This is a genomic window from Haemophilus influenzae, assembly GCF_003494325.1.
GTDB lineage: Bacteria > Pseudomonadota > Gammaproteobacteria > Enterobacterales > Pasteurellaceae > Haemophilus > Haemophilus influenzae_I.
The window spans coordinates 24,317-41,484 of record NZ_QQIK01000006.1 but is presented as its reverse complement, the minus strand read 5'-3'; the positions used below and the strand labels follow the sequence as shown (position 1 = coordinate 41,484).

At 38.6% G+C, this 17,168-nt stretch carries 14 protein-coding genes; 9 read left to right on the top strand and 5 right to left on the bottom strand.

Annotation, left to right across the window (positions count from 1 at the left end):
* Nucleotides 1-112: 112 nt before the first annotated feature.
* From DV356_RS08915 to hflC, 4 genes are all read left to right on the top strand, one after another.
* Nucleotides 113-1,444, top strand: coding sequence for an anaerobic C4-dicarboxylate transporter (locus DV356_RS08915; RefSeq protein ID WP_005654411.1), 1,332 nt, complete (start codon nt 113-115; stop codon nt 1,442-1,444).
* A 59-nt stretch (nt 1,445-1,503) separates the two neighbouring features.
* The gene (locus tag DV356_RS08910) at nt 1,504-2,211 is read left to right on the top strand and encodes a 4'-phosphopantetheinyl transferase family protein (RefSeq protein ID WP_105894169.1); all 708 of its coding nucleotides are present in this window, start codon (nt 1,504-1,506) and stop codon (nt 2,209-2,211) included.
* A gap of 121 nt (nt 2,212-2,332) precedes the next feature.
* Nucleotides 2,333-3,553: an FtsH protease activity modulator HflK gene (hflK, locus tag DV356_RS08905; protein ID WP_192882174.1), complete on the top strand. Its 1,221-nt coding sequence runs from the start codon at nt 2,333-2,335 to the stop codon at nt 3,551-3,553.
* A complete protein-coding gene (gene hflC / locus DV356_RS08900; RefSeq protein ID WP_110426649.1) occupies nt 3,553-4,440 on the top strand; it encodes a protease modulator HflC in 888 nt (295 codons plus the stop codon). Before hflK ends, hflC begins: the two co-directional genes overlap by 1 nt.
* Before the next feature lie 41 nt (nt 4,441-4,481).
* Here hflC and DV356_RS08895 read toward each other — a convergent pair whose 3' ends face one another.
* From DV356_RS08895 to siaP, 5 genes are all read right to left on the bottom strand, one after another.
* A complete protein-coding gene (locus DV356_RS08895; RefSeq protein WP_005691502.1) occupies nt 4,482-4,916 on the bottom strand; it encodes a methyltransferase family protein in 435 nt (144 codons plus the stop codon).
* A gap of 63 nt (nt 4,917-4,979) precedes the next feature.
* Nucleotides 4,980-6,443, bottom strand: coding sequence for an N-acetylglucosamine-specific PTS transporter subunit IIBC (gene nagE, locus DV356_RS08890; RefSeq protein ID WP_112084349.1), 1,464 nt, complete (start codon nt 6,441-6,443; stop codon nt 4,980-4,982).
* 87 nt (nt 6,444-6,530) lie between these two features.
* Entirely contained in the window at nt 6,531-7,658 is a 1,128-nt protein-coding gene (locus DV356_RS08885) for an N-acetylneuraminate epimerase (protein WP_005648627.1), read from the bottom strand.
* 175 nt (nt 7,659-7,833) lie between these two features.
* Nucleotides 7,834-9,684 carry a sialic acid TRAP transporter substrate-binding protein SiaT gene (siaT, locus tag DV356_RS08880; protein WP_005654416.1) on the bottom strand — a complete coding sequence of 617 codons (1,851 nt, stop codon included), beginning with the start codon at nt 9,682-9,684 and terminating at the stop codon, nt 7,834-7,836.
* A 64-nt stretch (nt 9,685-9,748) separates the two neighbouring features.
* Nucleotides 9,749-10,738 (bottom strand): sialic acid TRAP transporter substrate-binding protein SiaP, encoded by a 990-nt coding sequence (siaP, locus tag DV356_RS08875; RefSeq protein WP_005691499.1) that lies wholly within the window; start codon nt 10,736-10,738, stop codon nt 9,749-9,751.
* Nucleotides 10,739-11,087: 349 nt separating this feature from the next.
* Between siaP and DV356_RS08870 the strand changes: the two genes are divergently transcribed.
* The 5 genes from DV356_RS08870 to nagB all read left to right on the top strand — a co-directional run bounded on the left by DV356_RS08870 (nt 11,088) and on the right by nagB (nt 17,162).
* Nucleotides 11,088-11,774: a putative N-acetylmannosamine-6-phosphate 2-epimerase gene (locus DV356_RS08870; protein WP_005658108.1), complete on the top strand. Its 687-nt coding sequence runs from the start codon at nt 11,088-11,090 to the stop codon at nt 11,772-11,774.
* A gap of 44 nt (nt 11,775-11,818) precedes the next feature.
* A complete protein-coding gene (locus DV356_RS08865) occupies nt 11,819-12,721 on the top strand; it encodes an N-acetylmannosamine kinase (RefSeq protein WP_005668146.1) in 903 nt (300 codons plus the stop codon).
* Nucleotides 12,714-13,580, top strand: a complete 867-nt coding sequence (locus tag DV356_RS08860) for a MurR/RpiR family transcriptional regulator (protein ID WP_005654433.1) — start codon at nt 12,714-12,716, stop codon at nt 13,578-13,580. Before DV356_RS08865 ends, DV356_RS08860 begins: the two co-directional genes overlap by 8 nt.
* A 10-nt stretch (nt 13,581-13,590) precedes the next feature.
* Nucleotides 13,591-14,472, top strand: a complete 882-nt coding sequence (gene nanA, locus DV356_RS08855; RefSeq protein ID WP_005654434.1) for an N-acetylneuraminate lyase — start codon at nt 13,591-13,593, stop codon at nt 14,470-14,472.
* 1,877 nt (nt 14,473-16,349) lie between these two features.
* Nucleotides 16,350-17,162: a glucosamine-6-phosphate deaminase gene (nagB, locus tag DV356_RS08850; RefSeq protein ID WP_112080705.1), complete on the top strand. Its 813-nt coding sequence runs from the start codon at nt 16,350-16,352 to the stop codon at nt 17,160-17,162.
* The last annotated feature ends 6 nt before the right edge of the window (nt 17,163-17,168 follow it).

Here is a 17,168-nt window from a genome sequence, read left to right as displayed (position 1 = left end):
ATTGATCTAAATTATCGTTTACTTAAAATCTTGGTTTAAATTTTAAAAAATTATTTAGTTATATGCCTAAAAAGAAGTATTATTTGCATAGTTTTTCATTTTTGAGGTGTTTATGCTTTATTTAGAATTTTTATTTTTACTATTAATGCTCTATATCGGTAGCCGTTACGGCGGTATCGGATTAGGTGTTGTTTCTGGTATCGGTCTTGCTATCGAGGTTTTCGTATTTCGTATGCCAGTGGGGAAAGCACCGATTGATGTAATGCTTATCATTCTTGCAGTGGTGACTTGCGCATCCGTACTTGAAGCAGCTGGCGGTTTGAAATTTATGTTACAAATTGCTGAACGCATTCTCCGTAAAAATCCAAAACGTGTCACTTTACTCGGCCCATTAGTCGTCTATTTATTAACCTTTATGCTTGGTACGGGTCACTCTGTTTACACAATTATGCCAATCATCGGCGATGTTGCATTGAAAAACAAAATTCGTCCAGAACGTCCAATGGCAGCGTCTTCAGTAGCATCGCAATTAGCCATCACATCAAGCCCACTTTCTGCAGCTGTTGTATTTTATCTAGGTAAAATTACAGCAATGCCCGCTTTTGAGCATATTAGTTTATTAGATATTATTTGTGTGACCGTTCCTGCAACCTTAGCGGGTACGATTGCGCTTTCTTTATACAGTATGCGTCGTGGTAAAGAGTTAGAACAAGATCCTGAATATCAACGTCGTTTACAAGATCCAGTATGGCGCGAACGTATTTTAAATACTACCAGTACAACATTGAATGAAACCCTTCCGCAAGGGGCAAAAAAATCTGTTTACCTATTTTTACTTGCTTTAGTTGTGATTGTTGCGATTGCGATGATTCCTGAAATTCGTACTATCGGTAGCGGAAAAGCAATTTCAATGTCACTTATCATTCAAATGATGATGCTTTGCTTTGGCGGTGTGATTTTACTTGCAACGAAAACGAATCCTCAAATCGTGCAAAATGGTGTGGTATTTAAGTCAGGTATGGTAGCAGCGATTGCAATTTATGGTATTGCGTGGATGAGCGACACTTACTTCAAATATGCAATGCCAGAATTTAAAGCCGCGATTACTGATATGGTGCAAACTTACCCTTGGACATTCGCATTGGCGTTATTTGCAGTCTCAGTTGTAATTAATAGCCAAGCAGCAACAGCCGTAATGTTATTACCTGTGGGTATTGGCTTAGGTATTCCTGCGCCAATCTTAGTTGGTTTAATGCCTGCAACTTATGCCTATTTCTTCATTCCAAATTATCCGTCAGATATTGCAACAGTAAACTTTGACGTAACGGGTACAACAAAAATTGGTAAATATTATTTTAACCACAGTTTTATGGTGCCAGGTTTAATTGGGGTTGTTGTTGCTTGCTTGGTCGGTGTTTCTGTGGCGGAATTAGTGATTCGCTAATTTACACACAAACTAAATCCTTTTAATATAAAAGCACCTTTGAATGGTGCTTTTATTTTATGACAACCTACATCGCCTACGGCAATATAAATCAACCTTTTTCTTTGGAATCCTTACCCGATGAACTGATTCCAGAAAATCTATATCACATTGAAACGGATAGCTTGCGTGTTTTTCAGCGTCATCAGTGCCGTCGGCTTGCTCACTTATTACTTTTCCAACTTTTAAAAATATCTAGAAAATCCACCGCACTTTTATCTCAAATTCATCGTACTGAAAGTGGCAGACCTTATTTTCTTGATGAGAGAATAGATTTTAATATTAGTCATTCTGGTGATTGGGTGGCGGTAATATTAGATATTAGAAATGAAGAAAAAAGTGCGGTGGGAATTGATATTGAATTTCCTAAAATAAGAAATTTTACGGCGTTGATGGAACATATTGCACCAAAAGAAGAAATTGATTGGTTTCATCATCAGCAGGATTCTTTGAACGCTTTTTATCGTTGTTGGTGTTTGCGAGAGGCTGCATTGAAATCCCAAGGATTTGGGATCGTAAAATTATCCAATGTTCGTCATTTCCCTGAACAACAAAAAATTTTTTCGGATTATTGTCCGCAGGGGCAGTTGTGGTTTACTGATGAACTCCCTATTTATTTAGCTGCTTTTGTCAATCATCAAGAAAAATTACCGCACTTTTATGAATGGAGTGGGGAAAGTTTACAGATAAAAGAACTTCAAAAATGCGTTTTTTATGATGTGAATTAATCAAGAAAATCCTTGTGTAAAATCAAGGATTTTTTATTGCCTAAAAATTCTTGTATTTTCATAGACGTGCCCCATTTATTTAGCTAAACTCTTAACAATTTTTTGACAAATGGAGAATGAAATGTCACAGAACGGTTCAGATCGCGATCCTTGGAGTAAACCAGGGCAGAGCAACGACCAACAGCCGGAAAATTCATCCAACAATAATGGATGGAATAATAACCAAAATCGTGGAAATCAAGAGCAATCTCCGCCAGATATTGAGGAGATTTTTAATAATCTGCTTAAAAAATTAGGTGGTGGAAATAAAAAGAGCGGTCAAAATAATGGCAGTTCTCAAGGCAATACGCCATTTCATTTTGGCAAAGTTATTCCACTTGCTGTAGCGATTGGTGCGATTATTTGGGGCGTAAGCGGTTTTTACACCATTAAAGAGGCTGAACGCGGTGTGGTGCTTCGTTTTGGCGAGTTACATTCTATTGTTCAACCCGGTTTGAACTGGAAACCAACATTTGTAGATAAAGTATTGCCAGTAAATGTGGAGCAAGTAAAAGAGTTGCGTACACAAGGTGCAATGCTGACTCAAGATGAAAATATGGTAAAAGTGGAAATGACCGTGCAATATCGCGTGCAAGATCCTGCAAAATATCTTTTTAGCGTAACAAATGCAGATGATAGTTTGAATCAAGCGACAGATAGTGCATTACGTTATGTTGTTGGGCATATGTCTATGAATGATATTTTAACCACAGGTCGCTCTGTCGTGCGTGAAAATACTTGGAAAGCTTTGAATGAAATTATCAAATCCTATGATATGGGACTTGAGGTTATTGATGTGAACTTCCAATCTGCGCGCCCACCTGAAGAAGTAAAAGATGCCTTTGATGATGCAATTAAAGCGCAGGAAGATGAACAACGTTTTATTCGTGAAGCGGAAGCCTATGCGCGTGAGAAAGAACCGATTGCACGCGGTGATGCACAACGTATTCTTGAAGAAGCAACAGCTTATAAAGATCGTATTGTGTTAGATGCAAAAGGTGAAGTTGAACGTTTGCAACGCTTGTTGCCAGAATTTAAGGCTGCACCAGATTTACTGCGTGAGCGTTTATATATTCAGACGATGGAAAAAGTGATGGCAAATACGCCAAAAATAATGCTTGATGGCAATAATGGTAATAATTTAACTGTGTTACCGCTAGAGCAAATTATGGGCAAAAAATCGGTAACAAGCACGCCAAGTGCGGTCAATTCTTCGCCTGCTTTTACTGCGCCAGAACGTCAAAATTCTTATCAGCCTCAGCCGACTACCGTTGCACCGATTCGTCAAGGGAGATTTAACTAATGCGTAGATTTTTATTACCTGTTATTTTCGTGATTGTGGCAGTGGTTTATTCTAGCATCGTCGTTGTAACGGAAGGTACGCGTGGCATTATGTTACGATTTAACAAAGTACAGCGTGATGCCGATAACAAAGTGGTTGTATATGAACCGGGATTGCATTTTAAAGTGCCTTTAATTGATAGCATCAAAGTTTTAGATGCGCGTATTCGTACTTTAGATGGCTCTGCAACACGTTTTGTTACTGTTGAGAAAAAAGATTTGCTAGTGGATTCTTATGTGAAATGGAAAATCAGTGATTTTGGTCGATTCTACACGTCTACTGGCGGTGGCGATTATGCCCAAGCTGCAAATTTATTAAGTCGTAAAGTAAATGACCGTTTACGTTCTGAAATTGGTTCACGCACGATTAAAGATATTGTTTCTGGTACACGTGGAGAATTAATGGAAGGGGCAAAAAAAGCTTTAAGTTCAGGACAAGACAGTACGGCAGAATTAGGTATTGAAGTGATCGATGTGCGTGTAAAACAAATTAATTTACCAGATGAAGTCTCTTCTTCAATTTACCAACGTATGCGTGCAGAACGTGATGCAGTGGCGCGTGAACATCGTTCTCAAGGGAAAGAAAAAGCTGCATTTATTCAAGCTGATGTAGATCGCAAAGTGACGTTAATTCTTGCTAATGCAAATAAAACTGCACAAGAATTACGAGGTTCAGGCGATGCAGCGGCAGCAAAATTATATTCAGATGCTTTTGCTCAAGAACCACAATTCTTTACTTTTGTGCGTAGCTTAAAAGCCTATGAAGCGAGTTTTGCAAATTCTGACAATATAATGATTTTAAAACCAGATAGTGATTTCTTCCGCTTTATGCAGGCACCGAAAAAATAGATTTTAATTTGATAAAAGCACCTTCCTCGTGAAGGTGTTTTTTATAGCCAACGTCTTACTTTTTGTTTGTAACGACGATATTCATCGCCAAATTTATTTTCCAAATAGGTTTCTTCTCGGGCTATTTGAAACTGGTTTATCACTAATATAAAGATAATTACGCCTAACCAAGCCAAACTATTACCTAACCAAAGCGTCCAAGCAAGCAAAATTAACAGCAAACTTAAATACATTGGGTTACGGCTAAATCGAAATATGCCTGTGCAAACTAATTTTGTTGTGCCTTTAAAATCACGAGGATTAATGGAGGTTTTACATATAAAGAATTGCATAACGCTGCTTAAAGCAATCAAAAATGAAAGGGAAATAACAAAAACAATCACTGAAAAATGGACAGAATAACTAGCAATCTTTGGCAAAAAATACATTGCTATGGCAATGAATAAACAGAGTAGTGGTGGTGGAATAAATAACATTGCTAAATCTCATTAATAAAAATGCCGCCTAGTGATAGACGGCATTCAAAGTGTGGTCAAAATTTATTTTAATTTTGCTTTAATTGCTTCTGCTACAAGTTCAGCTTCAGGCCCTAAAATGACTTGTAATCCATCATTGCCTAATTTTACATTACCTTTTGAACCAAGCGCTTTAAGTTGATCTTCGTTAATATTGTGATGATCAACTAAAGTTAAGCGTAAACGAGTGATACAAGCATCCACAGTTTTGAAGTTTTCTGAACCACCTAAAGCAGCAATAAATTTCACCGCTCTTTCTTCGCGAGATTGGTCGCTTTGAGTTGGGGCTGCAGCTGTTTCCGCTTTATCTTCACGTCCTAGCGTTTTGAGATTAAAGGCATTAATTGCAAAACGGAACACAAAATAATAGATAGCAAAGAATACAATACCTTGTACAAGTAACATATACCAGCTAACGGCAAGTGGGTTACGGCTAGAAAGTACCATATCCACTAAACCTGCACTAAATCCGAATCCTGCAATCCAGTGCATTGTAGCTGCAATGAATACAGAGATACCTGTTAATAATGCATGCAATACATAAAGTACAGGTGCAACGAACATAAATGAGAATTCAAGCGGTTCAGTGATCCCTGTAAAGAAAGAGGCTAACGCACCCGCAAGCATAATTGAGGCCACTTGTACTTTTTGGTTTGGTTTTGCGCAGTGATAAATTGCAAGAGCAGCACCTGGTAAACCAAACATCATGACAGGGAAGAAACCAGCTTGATACATACCAGTGAGCCCCACGGTTGCAGTGCCTTCGGCAATGGATTTAGCGCCGCCCAAGAAGTTTGGAATATCGTTGATACCCGCTACATCAAACCAGAATACAGAGTTTAAGGCATGGTGTAAGCCCACAGGAATTAATAAGCGGTTGAAGAAACCGTAGATCCCCGCACCTACTGCACCTAAATCTTTGATGGATTCACCAAATGAAACGAGCGCGTTAAAAATATGAGGCCAAATATAGAGTAAGGCAAATGATACGGCGATCATCACGAAAGAAACCAAAATTGGGACGAGGCGTTTTCCGCTAAAGAACGAAAGTGCCTTTGGTAATTCAACTTGATAGAAACGGTTGTAAAGTTCAGCTGAAATCACACCAATTAAAATCCCAATAAATTGGTTATTGATTTTTTTGAATGCGGCAGGCACTTCACTAATATCAATGTGTTGTAATTGTGCTACACCAGCAGGGGAAAGTAGGGTGGTTACTACGTAGAAACCAACAAGGCCTGAAAGTGCGGCGGAACCGTGTTTATCTTTTGCAAGCCCAAAAGCGACGCCCACAGCGAAGAGTAAGCCCATGTTGTCAATAATTGCTGCGCCAGATTTAATTAATAATGCCGCTAATTGACTATTTGCACCCCAACCATCTGGGTCGATCCAATAGCCAATACCCATTAATAATGCAGCAGCAGGTAAGGCTGCCACAGGCACCATTAAGGCTTGACCGATTTTTTGTGCGTAACTGAGTACACTCATATAATCTCCTTAATTTTTATATTTTGATGAAATCAAAAGGCTTGAGCCCATTCTTTGCCTCAAGCCTTAACATTATTCTGTGATAAATTATTCGATGGTCAATTTTTTACCATCGTAGCTAATGGCTTTGACGCTAGTTAAAGCCTTACCTCCATCAGTTTCACCGCCAATCAGTAAAACTTTATTGTTGTAAGATACAGAAAAACCATAACCAATATTCATTGGTAATTCCCCAACAATGCGCCATTTACCATTATTCAACGTATAAACTTCGTTATGCCAAGCTTTGCTTAAACCTTTATGTGCGTGAAGTTTTCCTTCTTTGAATTGTTTGATTGAACCTGGAAAATTTGCGCCACCAGTGACTAAATAATGACCGTTACTATAGCCTGAAAGTGCACCAGCTAAACCATCTTGTGATTTGCCTTTTGGTGCAGGTAAGTCAGGTAAGTTTTTCCATTGCACACCTTTAGCAGTGAATTTACCTTGATGGGTTTCAGCGGTGCGAAGTCCAGGTTTAATTTCGCCATTGACAACCACTAGATCATTACCTTGAATTGTAAAGGCTGCACCAGCACGACCAGAGAATGGAATGCGACCTTCATTGCGCCATTTGTTGGTTGAGGGTTCATAGCTCAATAATTCTGTTGTAAAGAAATAATCTTCTGGACGTTGATCGAAGTAAGCTGCTGCGATTTCATCTTTTTTCGCTTGATCTTCACCTGCTGCCACAGTGTCTTGGAAGAAACCATTAAATATAGAGAGATTAGAGCCGCCTAAAATATAAACTTTATCTCCGTGAGATGCGCCACTTGATCCTACTAAACCACGGGGAGAACGAGTAGGAAGTTTCATCCAAGTATTATCGCTTGGGTTATAGCGATAAGCGTCATTAACGAGTTGAAGTTCGCCTTTTTCATTTTTTTGTAAACCACCGAATACATAAAGTTTTCCATCCACTGCGGCTGCAACAGGTTGATTGCGTTCGCCACCTGGAAATGTAGCAATTTCTTTCCATTGTGCTGAAGGATCTTTTAGGTCTAAGGTATAGAATTTATCGCCACCAGAACCTAATCCCACATAAACTGTGTCGCCAATTAATGCGCCTGTTCCTCCTTTGATCCCCACTGGTAAATCAGGATAAGTTTGTGCGTTCGCTGAAAAAGTAAAGGTAGCAAAAAGTGCGGTACATAATGCTGTTTTAGTTAGTTTCATAATAAACCCCATTTTGAGTTGTGTTTACAGTTTTCTATTCATTAAACGGCATTGAATAGGCGTTGATAAAGTGCAGTTATTGCACCCTTTTGTATTGTAAGATACGGCAGATGTAACTTACGAAAACGATGAAAGCGCGGTTAAAAAATTTAATGTTTTTCAACCGCACTTTTTATTATGGTATCAATAGATTTGGCACAAATGTGATGATTTGTGGGAAAATCGTGATTAATACTAATGTGACGAAAACGGGAATCAAGAACGGTAATACGCCTTTGGTTACCGTGGAAACTGACATATTTCCTACACGAGCAACAACAAAGAGAGCCATTCCCATTGGTGGGGTAAGAATACCAATCATCATATTTAATGTGGTCATTACACCAAAGAAGATTAAGTCAATATTGAATTGCATTGCGATAGGAATAAGCATTGGTAATACTAAAAATTGTAATGCTAGGGCATCAATGAACATTCCAAGAAAAAGTAACAGTGCGTTAATCATTACCAATACGGTTAAAGGCGAATCGGCAACGGCAACAAACACATTAGCAACACGCATTGCGACTTGTTCACGGGCAATCATATCGCCAAAGAAAGTCACTGTCATAATCATTAAGGCGACTACGCCCGTAATTGCCATTGCTTCTATGCAACTATTAAATAAGCTTTTTAAGGTTAATTCTTTATACACAAATTTACCAATAATTACAGAATATGCTGCTGCAACAATGGCAGATTCTGTTGGACTGAATAAGCCTGAAAAAATACCACCGATAATTAATAACGGCGTTAAGATTGCCCAAAAAGATTGTTTAAAGCTACTGCAAAGTTGTTCTCTCGTAGCTTTTGGTGTTCGTGGATAACCTCGTTTTTTGGCAATGCGATAATTCATTGCCATTAAAGCTAAAGTAATTAATACACCTGGAATAAAACCTGCAATAAAGAGTTTTGCGATAGATTCATTGGCAATTACACCGTAAATAATCATTGCAATACTTGGCGGAACTAATGGCCCAATAATACAAGAAGCAGCAGTAATTCCTCCGCAAATATCATCGTCATAACCAGCATCACGCATTGATTTGATTTCTAATTGACCTAAGCCCCCAGCATCAGCAAGTGCTGAACCTGACATACCAGAGAACAATAAACTTGCACCGATATTAACGTGTCCCATTCCTCCTGTGTAATGACCGAGTAAGGCTTTAGCGAAATTAAAAATACGTTCGGTAATCCCACCTGTATTCATTAGAATGCCCGTTAAAATATAAAACGGCACGGCAAGTAATGGGAAGCTGTCTAGGCTATAGACTAATTTTTCAGTTGCGGCATTTACGACATTCCAACGTGTCATAGAAAAATAAAGTAGAGTAGCAATAAATAAGGACCAACCTACAGGGACACCGATAAACATAATGATGAGCCAAACGAGTAAGGCGACATAGACTGAACTTGAACCGAGTTTTATATAATTGCTAATACGTAATACTTTGAACCAATCTGGCGCGAAAAATAAAATCGCAAATAAAATGACCGCACTTATGATAAAGAAAGTCGCAGGTAAATAGCTTTTCCCTGTCTTAAAGTTTAGGGTTTGCGCTTGGATAAAGCGAAACATCATTAATATTGCGATAACAGGCAGTGCTGCGAAAATCCATTTTTCAGAAATGCCTCCTAAGGCATCAATAGGGAATGATGCGCCGTTAAAAGTACGAATACCGAAATGAATAAATAAGAAAATACATACAAAGACTAATAATTGTACAAACGTATTTGTGAATTTTCTGATTTTTTCGGGCATTAGATTAGTTAAAAAATCAATAAATACGTGTTCTTGTTTTCTCACAGCAACGCTGATACCCAACATACCCACGTAAACAAATAAGAGCTTGGCGAGTTCTTCACTCCAAATTAACGGAGAATGAAAAACTTGGCGTGAAAGAATTTGAGCGATAAGAATACCGAAAATGGCAATAAATAATGTGCCACCCAGCCATTCTTCAAGCTTATTAATATATTTCATACTTCACTCCGTTTAATGAAGAATAAGGGAATGTAGTGTGCCATTACGGCACACTAAAGAGGGATTATGGATTGATTGCTTCAATTTGTTTTAAAGCTGCTTCACCTTTTTGACCAGTTTGTTTTACAAACTCAGCATAATACGGCTTCATTGATGCTTTAAATGGGACAAGATCAGGATGTGTAATTTTCACACCTTGTTTTTCAAAGAATGTGACTAAATCTTTTTCTCCATCTACGAATAATTTAGTGTGATATTTTGCTGCATTTTCGGCAGCATCTTTTACGACTTTTTGAAGATCTTCAGGGAGTTCTTTATAAGTCTCGTTGCTTACTAAATAAAGTTGGTCATTCAAAATGTGATTAGTCATTGCTAAGAACTTTTGCACTTCATAGAATTTTTGTGCTTGCACCGCTGCTAACGGGTTTTCTTGACCATCGACGGCATTGGTTTGTAACGCAAGATAAACTTCAGAAAATGCCATTGGTGTTGGTGATGCGCCAACATATTTAGCATAGGCTAAGTTTGTTGCTGCATTTGGTACACGAAGTTTTAAGCCTTTCATATCTGCAATACTGTTGATTGCACGATTTGAAGTCGTTTGGCGAGTTCCGTTATAAGCTTGGGAAAGTAAAGTCACGCCAAGATCTTTATCCATTTTTTTAATTAAATCTTTACCAAATTCTGTATCGAATAAGGCTTTTTGTGCAACATTATAGTTGCTAATAACATAAGGTAAGGCAAATACTGCTGCTTCAGGGTAAAACAACTGGAAGCGAGCAGATTCTGCAAAGGTGAAGTCGAGAGAACCGTCTTTTAATTGTTTTAACATTGCGCGGTCATCACCTAATTGTGAACTTGGATAAAGTGAAATTTCAATTTTACCCTGTGATTTTTCTTTGACTTCTTTGGCAAACATTTCTGCCGCTTTATATTCATTTGATGAAGTTCCAGCATTCATACCGAATTTCAAGTCATAATCAGCGGCAAGAACAGCAGAAGATACGCCTAAAGAAATGGCTGTAGCAAGGAAAAGTTTTGTCAATTTCATCATATTCGCTCCTGTGTGAACTTATGTTGGAAAGGGGAATATATTAACCCCGTAATATGAGAATCAATTTAGGCAAAAAATGTATGTTTTCTCCCCAAAAATAGGATTCGAGAGCAATTCTAAGAGTAAAAAAACAAATTTAAAATAGTTTTACGAGTTTTATTTCAAAAATGAGAAGTTGATCACATTTATGAAAAAACACTTCAAAAATATTCTTTAAAATGGCATTTCTTTTTCATATAATAATGTTAAATGATGAAAATATAAGCATATTACAACTTATAAAAGATTGTTTTATGTGGATTAAATTAATTTTAAAGTGATTTATTCAGATTTAAATGAGGGGTGTTATATGTCTAAATTATCTTATCAAGAAGTACTTTCTCAAATTCAATATGGTCTTATTTCTTCTTGCCAACCTGTCGATGATGGCCCAATGGATAAACCTGAAATCGTTTCTGCTATGGCTCAGGCTTCGGTTATGGGCGGCGCTTCTGGCTTACGTATTGAGGGGGTTGATAACCTTAAAGCAACCCGTCCTTTTGTGAATGTTCCAATTATCGGAATTGTAAAACGTGATTTGCCTGATAGTCCCGTGCGTATTACGCCGTTTTTACAAGATATTGAAGATCTAGCCAATGCAGGCGCGGATATTATTGCAGTAGATGGCACGAGCCGTCCGCGTCCTGTGGATATTGAAAGTGCGGTGAAAAAAATCCACGAAATGGGCTGTTTGGCAATGGCAGATTGTTCTAATTTAGAAGAAGGCTTGTATTGTAAAGCGCTTGGTTTTGATATTGTCGGCAGTACGATGTCGGGTTATACAGGTGGCTCAGTGCCAGAAGAACCGGATTATCAATTAGTGAAAGATTTAAAAGCAGCGGGTTGTTTTGTGATGGCGGAAGGTCGCTACAACACACCAGAATTAGCAAAAGTGGCAATTGAAATTGGTGCAGATTGCGTGACTGTAGGTTCAGCCTTAACTCGTCTTGAACATATTGTGAGTTGGTTTGCTAATTCAGTGAAATCTGCAAGATAGTCGTAAGACGTGTGAGAAAAGACTTTACACTATAAGGATAAGTTATGCGTTGTTTAGCACTAGATATTGGTGGGACAAAAATTGCTGCGGCGATTGTAAAAAATGGCGAAATTGAGCAACGTCAGCAAATTCATACACCACGTGAAAATGTAGTGGAGGGAATGCACCAAGCGTTAGGCAAATTGCTTGCTGATTATGAAGGGCAGTTTGATTATGTAGCGGTAGCATCTACGGGGATCATCAATAATGGCATTTTAAGTGCATTAAATCCGAAAAACTTAGGCGGCTTGGCGGAATTTCCACTTAAAGCCAGTATTGCAAAACATACGGATAAACCGATTGGTTTATTAAATGATGCACAAGCTGCGACTTATGCGGAATATCAATTGCAAAATTCTGAACAGGTATCAAATTTTGTTTTTATTACCGTTTCAACAGGAGTTGGCGGAGGGATTGTGCTGAACCAAATTTTGCAGACAGGTTCTCGTGGTATTGCTGGGCATATTGGTCATACATTAGCTGATCCAAATGGTGCGATCTGTGGTTGTGGTCGTCGAGGTTGTGTCGAAGCGATTGCTTCAGGGCGAGCAATTGAAGCAGTTTCTTCCCAATGGGAAGATCCGTGCGATCCAAAAGAAGTGTTTGAGCGTTTTAGAAAAAATGATGAAAAAGCGACCGCACTTGTCGAGCGTTCTGCGAAAGCCATTGCTAATTTAATTGCTGATTTAGTGATTAGTTTAGATATTCAAAAAATCGCGATTGGTGGCAGTGTGGGATTAGCTGAGGGATATTTATCTTTGGTTGAAAAATATTTACAAGATTTTCCTTCGATATATTGTTGTGAAATTGAAACCGCTAAATTTGGACAAGATGCAGGTTTAATTGGCGCAGCTTATTGGGTAAAAGATGTTTTACTGGATAAGCCTGAAGGAACAATTTATGGCTAAATCGGGAAATGTGTTAAACAAAATTGGCTCACTTTACCAGAGTTTAACTAAATCAGAGAAAAAAATTGCCGATACGATTTTGCGTTCGCCTGATTTAGTCTCTCAATGCTCCCTTTCAGAAATCGCTAAACATTTGCAAGTTGGAGAAGCTACGCTCGTCCGTTTTTGTCGAACCATTGGTTTTAAAGGTTTCAGCGAGTTCAAACTAGAGCTTTCTATTGAACTTGCGACGAAAGATAATCAAGATGAAAGCATACTTGAAACAGAAATTATGCCAAGTGATGATTCGCTCACTATTGCACAAAAATTGCAAACGGCGGTTGCTAATGTAATGGAAGAAACGATTAATTTACTTGATTTAAAACAGCTTGAAGAAGTCGTTAAAGTACTTAAAAAAGCACGCCGTATTTTTTTATTTGGTGTGGGTTCATCTGGCGTAACGGCTGAAGATGCTAAAAATAAGCTGATGCGTATTGGTTTTCAAGTGGATGCTTCAGGTAATAATCATTTTATGTATATGCAGGCAGCGTTACTTACGTCTTCTGATGTGGCAATTGGTTTAAGCCATTCTGGTTATTCTGCTGAAACGGCACATACCATCAAAATCGCAAAACAAAATGGTGCAACAACAGTGGCATTGACGCATAGTTTGCGTTCCCCCGTGACAGAATATGCTGATTATGTTTTGGTAAATGGTAATAAACAAGGCAAGTTACAAGGCGATTCTATTGGCACCAAAATTGCACAGCTTTTTGTATTAGATTTAATTTATGCTTTGTTAGTGCAGGGCGAAGAAGAAATTGCCGCTCAAACTAAACAAAAAACTCTCAATGTAATTCTTGAACAACGTATAAAATAGGAGAAAACTTATGCGTGATTTAAAAGGTATTTTCAGTGCATTATTAGTGTCATTTAATGAAGATGGCACCATTAATGAAAAAGGTTTACGCCAAATTATCCGCCATAATATCGACAAAATGAAAGTTGATGGCTTATATGTGGGCGGTTCAACAGGCGAAAACTTTATGCTTTCAACGGAAGAGAAAAAAGAAATCTTCCGCATTGCAAAAGATGAAGCAAAAGATCAAATCGCACTAATTGCTCAAGTGGGTAGTGTAAACTTAAAAGAAGCGGTGGAATTAGGTAAATATGCAACAGAATTAGGCTACGACTGCTTATCTGCAGTGACGCCATTCTATTACAAATTTAGCTTCCCTGAAATTAAACATTATTACGACACCATCATCGCTGAAACGGGCAACAATATGATTGTGTACTCAATCCCGTTCTTAACTGGCGTGAATATGGGCATTGAACAATTCGGTGAACTTTACAAAAACCCGAAAGTATTAGGGGTAAAATTCACAGCAGGTGATTTCTACTTATTAGAACGTTTGAAAAAAGCTTATCCAAACCACTTAATTTGGGCAGGTTTCGATGAAATGATGTTACCTGCGGCATCACTTGGTGTGGATGGTGCAATTGGTTCAACCTTTAACGTAAACGGCGTTCGTGCTCGTCAAATTTTTGAATTAACCAAAGCAGGTAAACTCAAAGAAGCCTTAGAAATCCAACACGTAACCAACGATTTAATTGAAGGCATTTTAGCGAACGGTTTATATTTAACCATCAAAGAATTGCTTAAATTAGAAGGGGTGGATGCAGGTTATTGCCGTGAACCAATGACATCAAAAGCAACAGCAGAACAGGTTGCAAAAGCAAAAGACTTGAAAGCGAAATTTTTGTCATAAAGATAAAAAATTACTGCACTTATCATGATCCTTTGCCGTAGGGTGGGCTTTAGCCCACCATATATCCAATAAGATTGGTGGGCTAAAGCCCACCCTACGATATGAATAGGAGCATTGATTTGTGGCTAATAATAAAGGAAGGCTAATATGCGTTTTATTCCGTTACAAACAGAACAGCAAGCCAGCAAGAATTTGCCTTCCTCTGTTTATTCCGTTACAAACAGAACAGCAAGTCAGCAAGCACTTTCCTTCCCCTGTTTACGGGGGAAGGTGCCCGAAGGGCGGAAGGGGGCAACTTCTATTGCTTTGTGGTAAATTATTGGAGCAAAAGAATTTCTTTTTAAAAACAAGATAGAAAATTACTGTACTTATCATGATCCTTTGCCGTAGGGTGGGCTTTAGCCCACCATATATCCGATAAGATTGGTGGGCTAAAGCCCACCCTACGATATGAATAGGAGCATTGATTTGTGGCTAATAATAAAGGAAGGCTAATATGCGTTTTATTCCGTTACAAACAGAACAGCAAGCCAGCAAGAATTTGCCTTCCTCTGTTTATTCCGTTACAAACAGAACAGCAAGTCAGCAAGCACTTTCCTTCCCCTGTTTACGGGGGAAGGTGCCCGAAGGGCGGAAGGGGGCAACTTCTATTGCTTTGTGGTAAATTATTGGAGCAAAAGAATTTCTTTTTAAAAACAAGATAGAAAATTACTGTACTTATCATGATCCTTTGCCGTAGGGTGGGCTTTAGCCCACCATATATCCGATAAGATTGGTGGGCTAAAGCCCACCCTACGATATGAATAGGAGCATTGATTTGTGGCTAATAATAAAGGAAGGCTAATATGCGTTTTATTCCGTTACAAACAGAACAGCAAGCCAGCAAGAATTTGCCTTCCTCTGTTTATTCCGTTACAAACAGAACAGCAAGTCAGCAAGCACTTTCCTTCCCCTGTTTACGGGGGAAGGTGCCCGAAGGGCGGAAGGGGGCAACTTCTATTGCTTTGTGGTAAATTATTGGAGCAAAAGAATTTCTTTTTAAAAACAAGATAGAAAATTACTGCACTTATCATGATCCTTTGCCGTAGGGTGGGCTTTAGCCCACCATATATCCAATAAGATTGGTGGGCTAAAGCCCACCCTACGATATGAATAGGATCATCACGGTCAATAATAAAGGAAGGCTAATATGCGTTTTATTCCGTTACAAACAGAACAGCAAGCCAGCAAGAACTTGCCTTCCTCTGTTTATTCCGTTACAAACAGAATAACAAGTCAGCAAGCACTTGCCTTCCCCTGTTTACGGGGGAAGGTGCCCGAAGGGCGGAAGGGGGCAACTTCTATTGCTTTGTGGTAAATTATTGGAGCAAAAGAATTTCTTTTTAAAAACAAGATAGAAAATTACTGCACTTATCATGATCCTTTGCCGTAGGGTGGGCTTTAGCCCACCATATATCCAATAAGATTGGTGGGCTAAAGCCCACCCTACGATATGAATAGGATCATCACGGTCAATAATAAAGGAAGGCTAATATGCGTTTTATTCCGTTACAAACAGAACAGCAAGCCAGCAAGAACTTGCCTTCCTCTGTTTATTCCGTTACAAACAGAATAACAAGTCAGCAAGCACTTGCCTTCCCCTGTTTACGGGGGAAGGTGCCCGAAGGGCGGAAGGGGGCAACTTCTATTGCTTTGTGGTAAATTATTGGAGCAAAAGAATTTCTTTTTAAAAACAAGATAGAAAATTACTGCACTTATCATGATCCTTTGCCGTAGGGTGGGCTTTAGCCCACCATATATCCAATAAGATTGGTGGGCTAAAGCCCACCCTACGATATGAATAGGATCATTACGGTCAATAATAAAGGAAGGCTAATATGCGTTTTATTCCGTTACAAACAGAACAACAAGTCAGTTGTTGGGCTGCACAACATATCATCAATCGTATCAACGATTTTAAACCTACCGCCGAGCGTCCTTTTGTATTGGGGTTACCTACTGGCGGTACACCACTAAAAACTTATCAAGAACTGATTCGACTTCATCAAGCAGGCAAAGTGAGTTTCAAACACGTAGTGACTTTCAATATGGATGAATATGTGGCTTTACCAGAGGAACACCCTGAAAGTTACCACAGCTTTATGTATAACAATTTTTTCAATCATATCGATATTTTACCTGAAAATATCAATATTCTTAACGGCAATACCGATGACCACAATGCAGAATGCCGTCGTTATGAAGAAAAAATTAAATCCTACGGCAAAATTCATCTGTTTATGGGGGGGGTTGGCGTAGATGGACATATCGCATTTAATGAACCTGCTTCTTCATTAAGTTCTCGCACCCGTATTAAAACGCTCACGCAAGATACATTGATTGCAAATTCACGCTTCTTTAATAACGATGTTACTCAAGTGCCGAAATATGCTTTAACCATTGGTGTCGGTACATTATTAGATGCAGAAGAAGTGATGATTTTAGCAACAGGACATCAAAAAGCACTGGCAGTGCAAGCTGCCGTTGAAGGCAGTATTAACCATTTATGGACAGTCAGTGCATTACAAATGCACCGTCATTTCGTGCTTGTTTGTGATGAAGCTGCACAACAAGAGTTAAAAGTGAAAACCGTGAAATATTTTACTGAATTAGAAGGCTCGGTTGCTGGTACGGATTATCAGGATAAATAGAGATCT

Excerpts from the sequence above, each read along its gene's own strand:
- siaT (WP_005654416.1), bottom strand. The coding sequence starts at position 9,684 with ATGAAATATATTAATAAGCTTGAAGAATGGCTGGGTGGCACATTATTT.
- DV356_RS08895 (WP_005691502.1), bottom strand. The coding sequence starts at position 4,916 with ATGTTATTTATTCCACCACCACTACTCTGTTTATTCATTGCCATAGCA.
- DV356_RS08885 (WP_005648627.1), bottom strand. The coding sequence starts at position 7,658 with ATGAAACTAACTAAAACAGCATTATGTACCGCACTTTTTGCTACCTTT.
- siaP (WP_005691499.1), bottom strand. The coding sequence starts at position 10,738 with ATGATGAAATTGACAAAACTTTTCCTTGCTACAGCCATTTCTTTAGGC.
- hflC (WP_110426649.1), top strand. The coding sequence starts at position 3,553 with ATGCGTAGATTTTTATTACCTGTTATTTTCGTGATTGTGGCAGTGGTT.
- nagB (WP_112080705.1), top strand. The coding sequence starts at position 16,350 with ATGCGTTTTATTCCGTTACAAACAGAACAACAAGTCAGTTGTTGGGCT.
- nanA (WP_005654434.1), top strand. The coding sequence starts at position 13,591 with ATGCGTGATTTAAAAGGTATTTTCAGTGCATTATTAGTGTCATTTAAT.
- DV356_RS08860 (WP_005654433.1), top strand. The coding sequence starts at position 12,714 with ATGGCTAAATCGGGAAATGTGTTAAACAAAATTGGCTCACTTTACCAG.
- nagE (WP_112084349.1), bottom strand. The coding sequence starts at position 6,443 with ATGAGTGTACTCAGTTACGCACAAAAAATCGGTCAAGCCTTAATGGTG.
- DV356_RS08870 (WP_005658108.1), top strand. The coding sequence starts at position 11,088 with ATGTCTAAATTATCTTATCAAGAAGTACTTTCTCAAATTCAATATGGT.
- hflK (WP_192882174.1), top strand. The coding sequence starts at position 2,333 with ATGTCACAGAACGGTTCAGATCGCGATCCTTGGAGTAAACCAGGGCAG.
- DV356_RS08910 (WP_105894169.1), top strand. The coding sequence starts at position 1,504 with ATGACAACCTACATCGCCTACGGCAATATAAATCAACCTTTTTCTTTG.
- DV356_RS08865 (WP_005668146.1), top strand. The coding sequence starts at position 11,819 with ATGCGTTGTTTAGCACTAGATATTGGTGGGACAAAAATTGCTGCGGCG.
- DV356_RS08915 (WP_005654411.1), top strand. The coding sequence starts at position 113 with ATGCTTTATTTAGAATTTTTATTTTTACTATTAATGCTCTATATCGGT.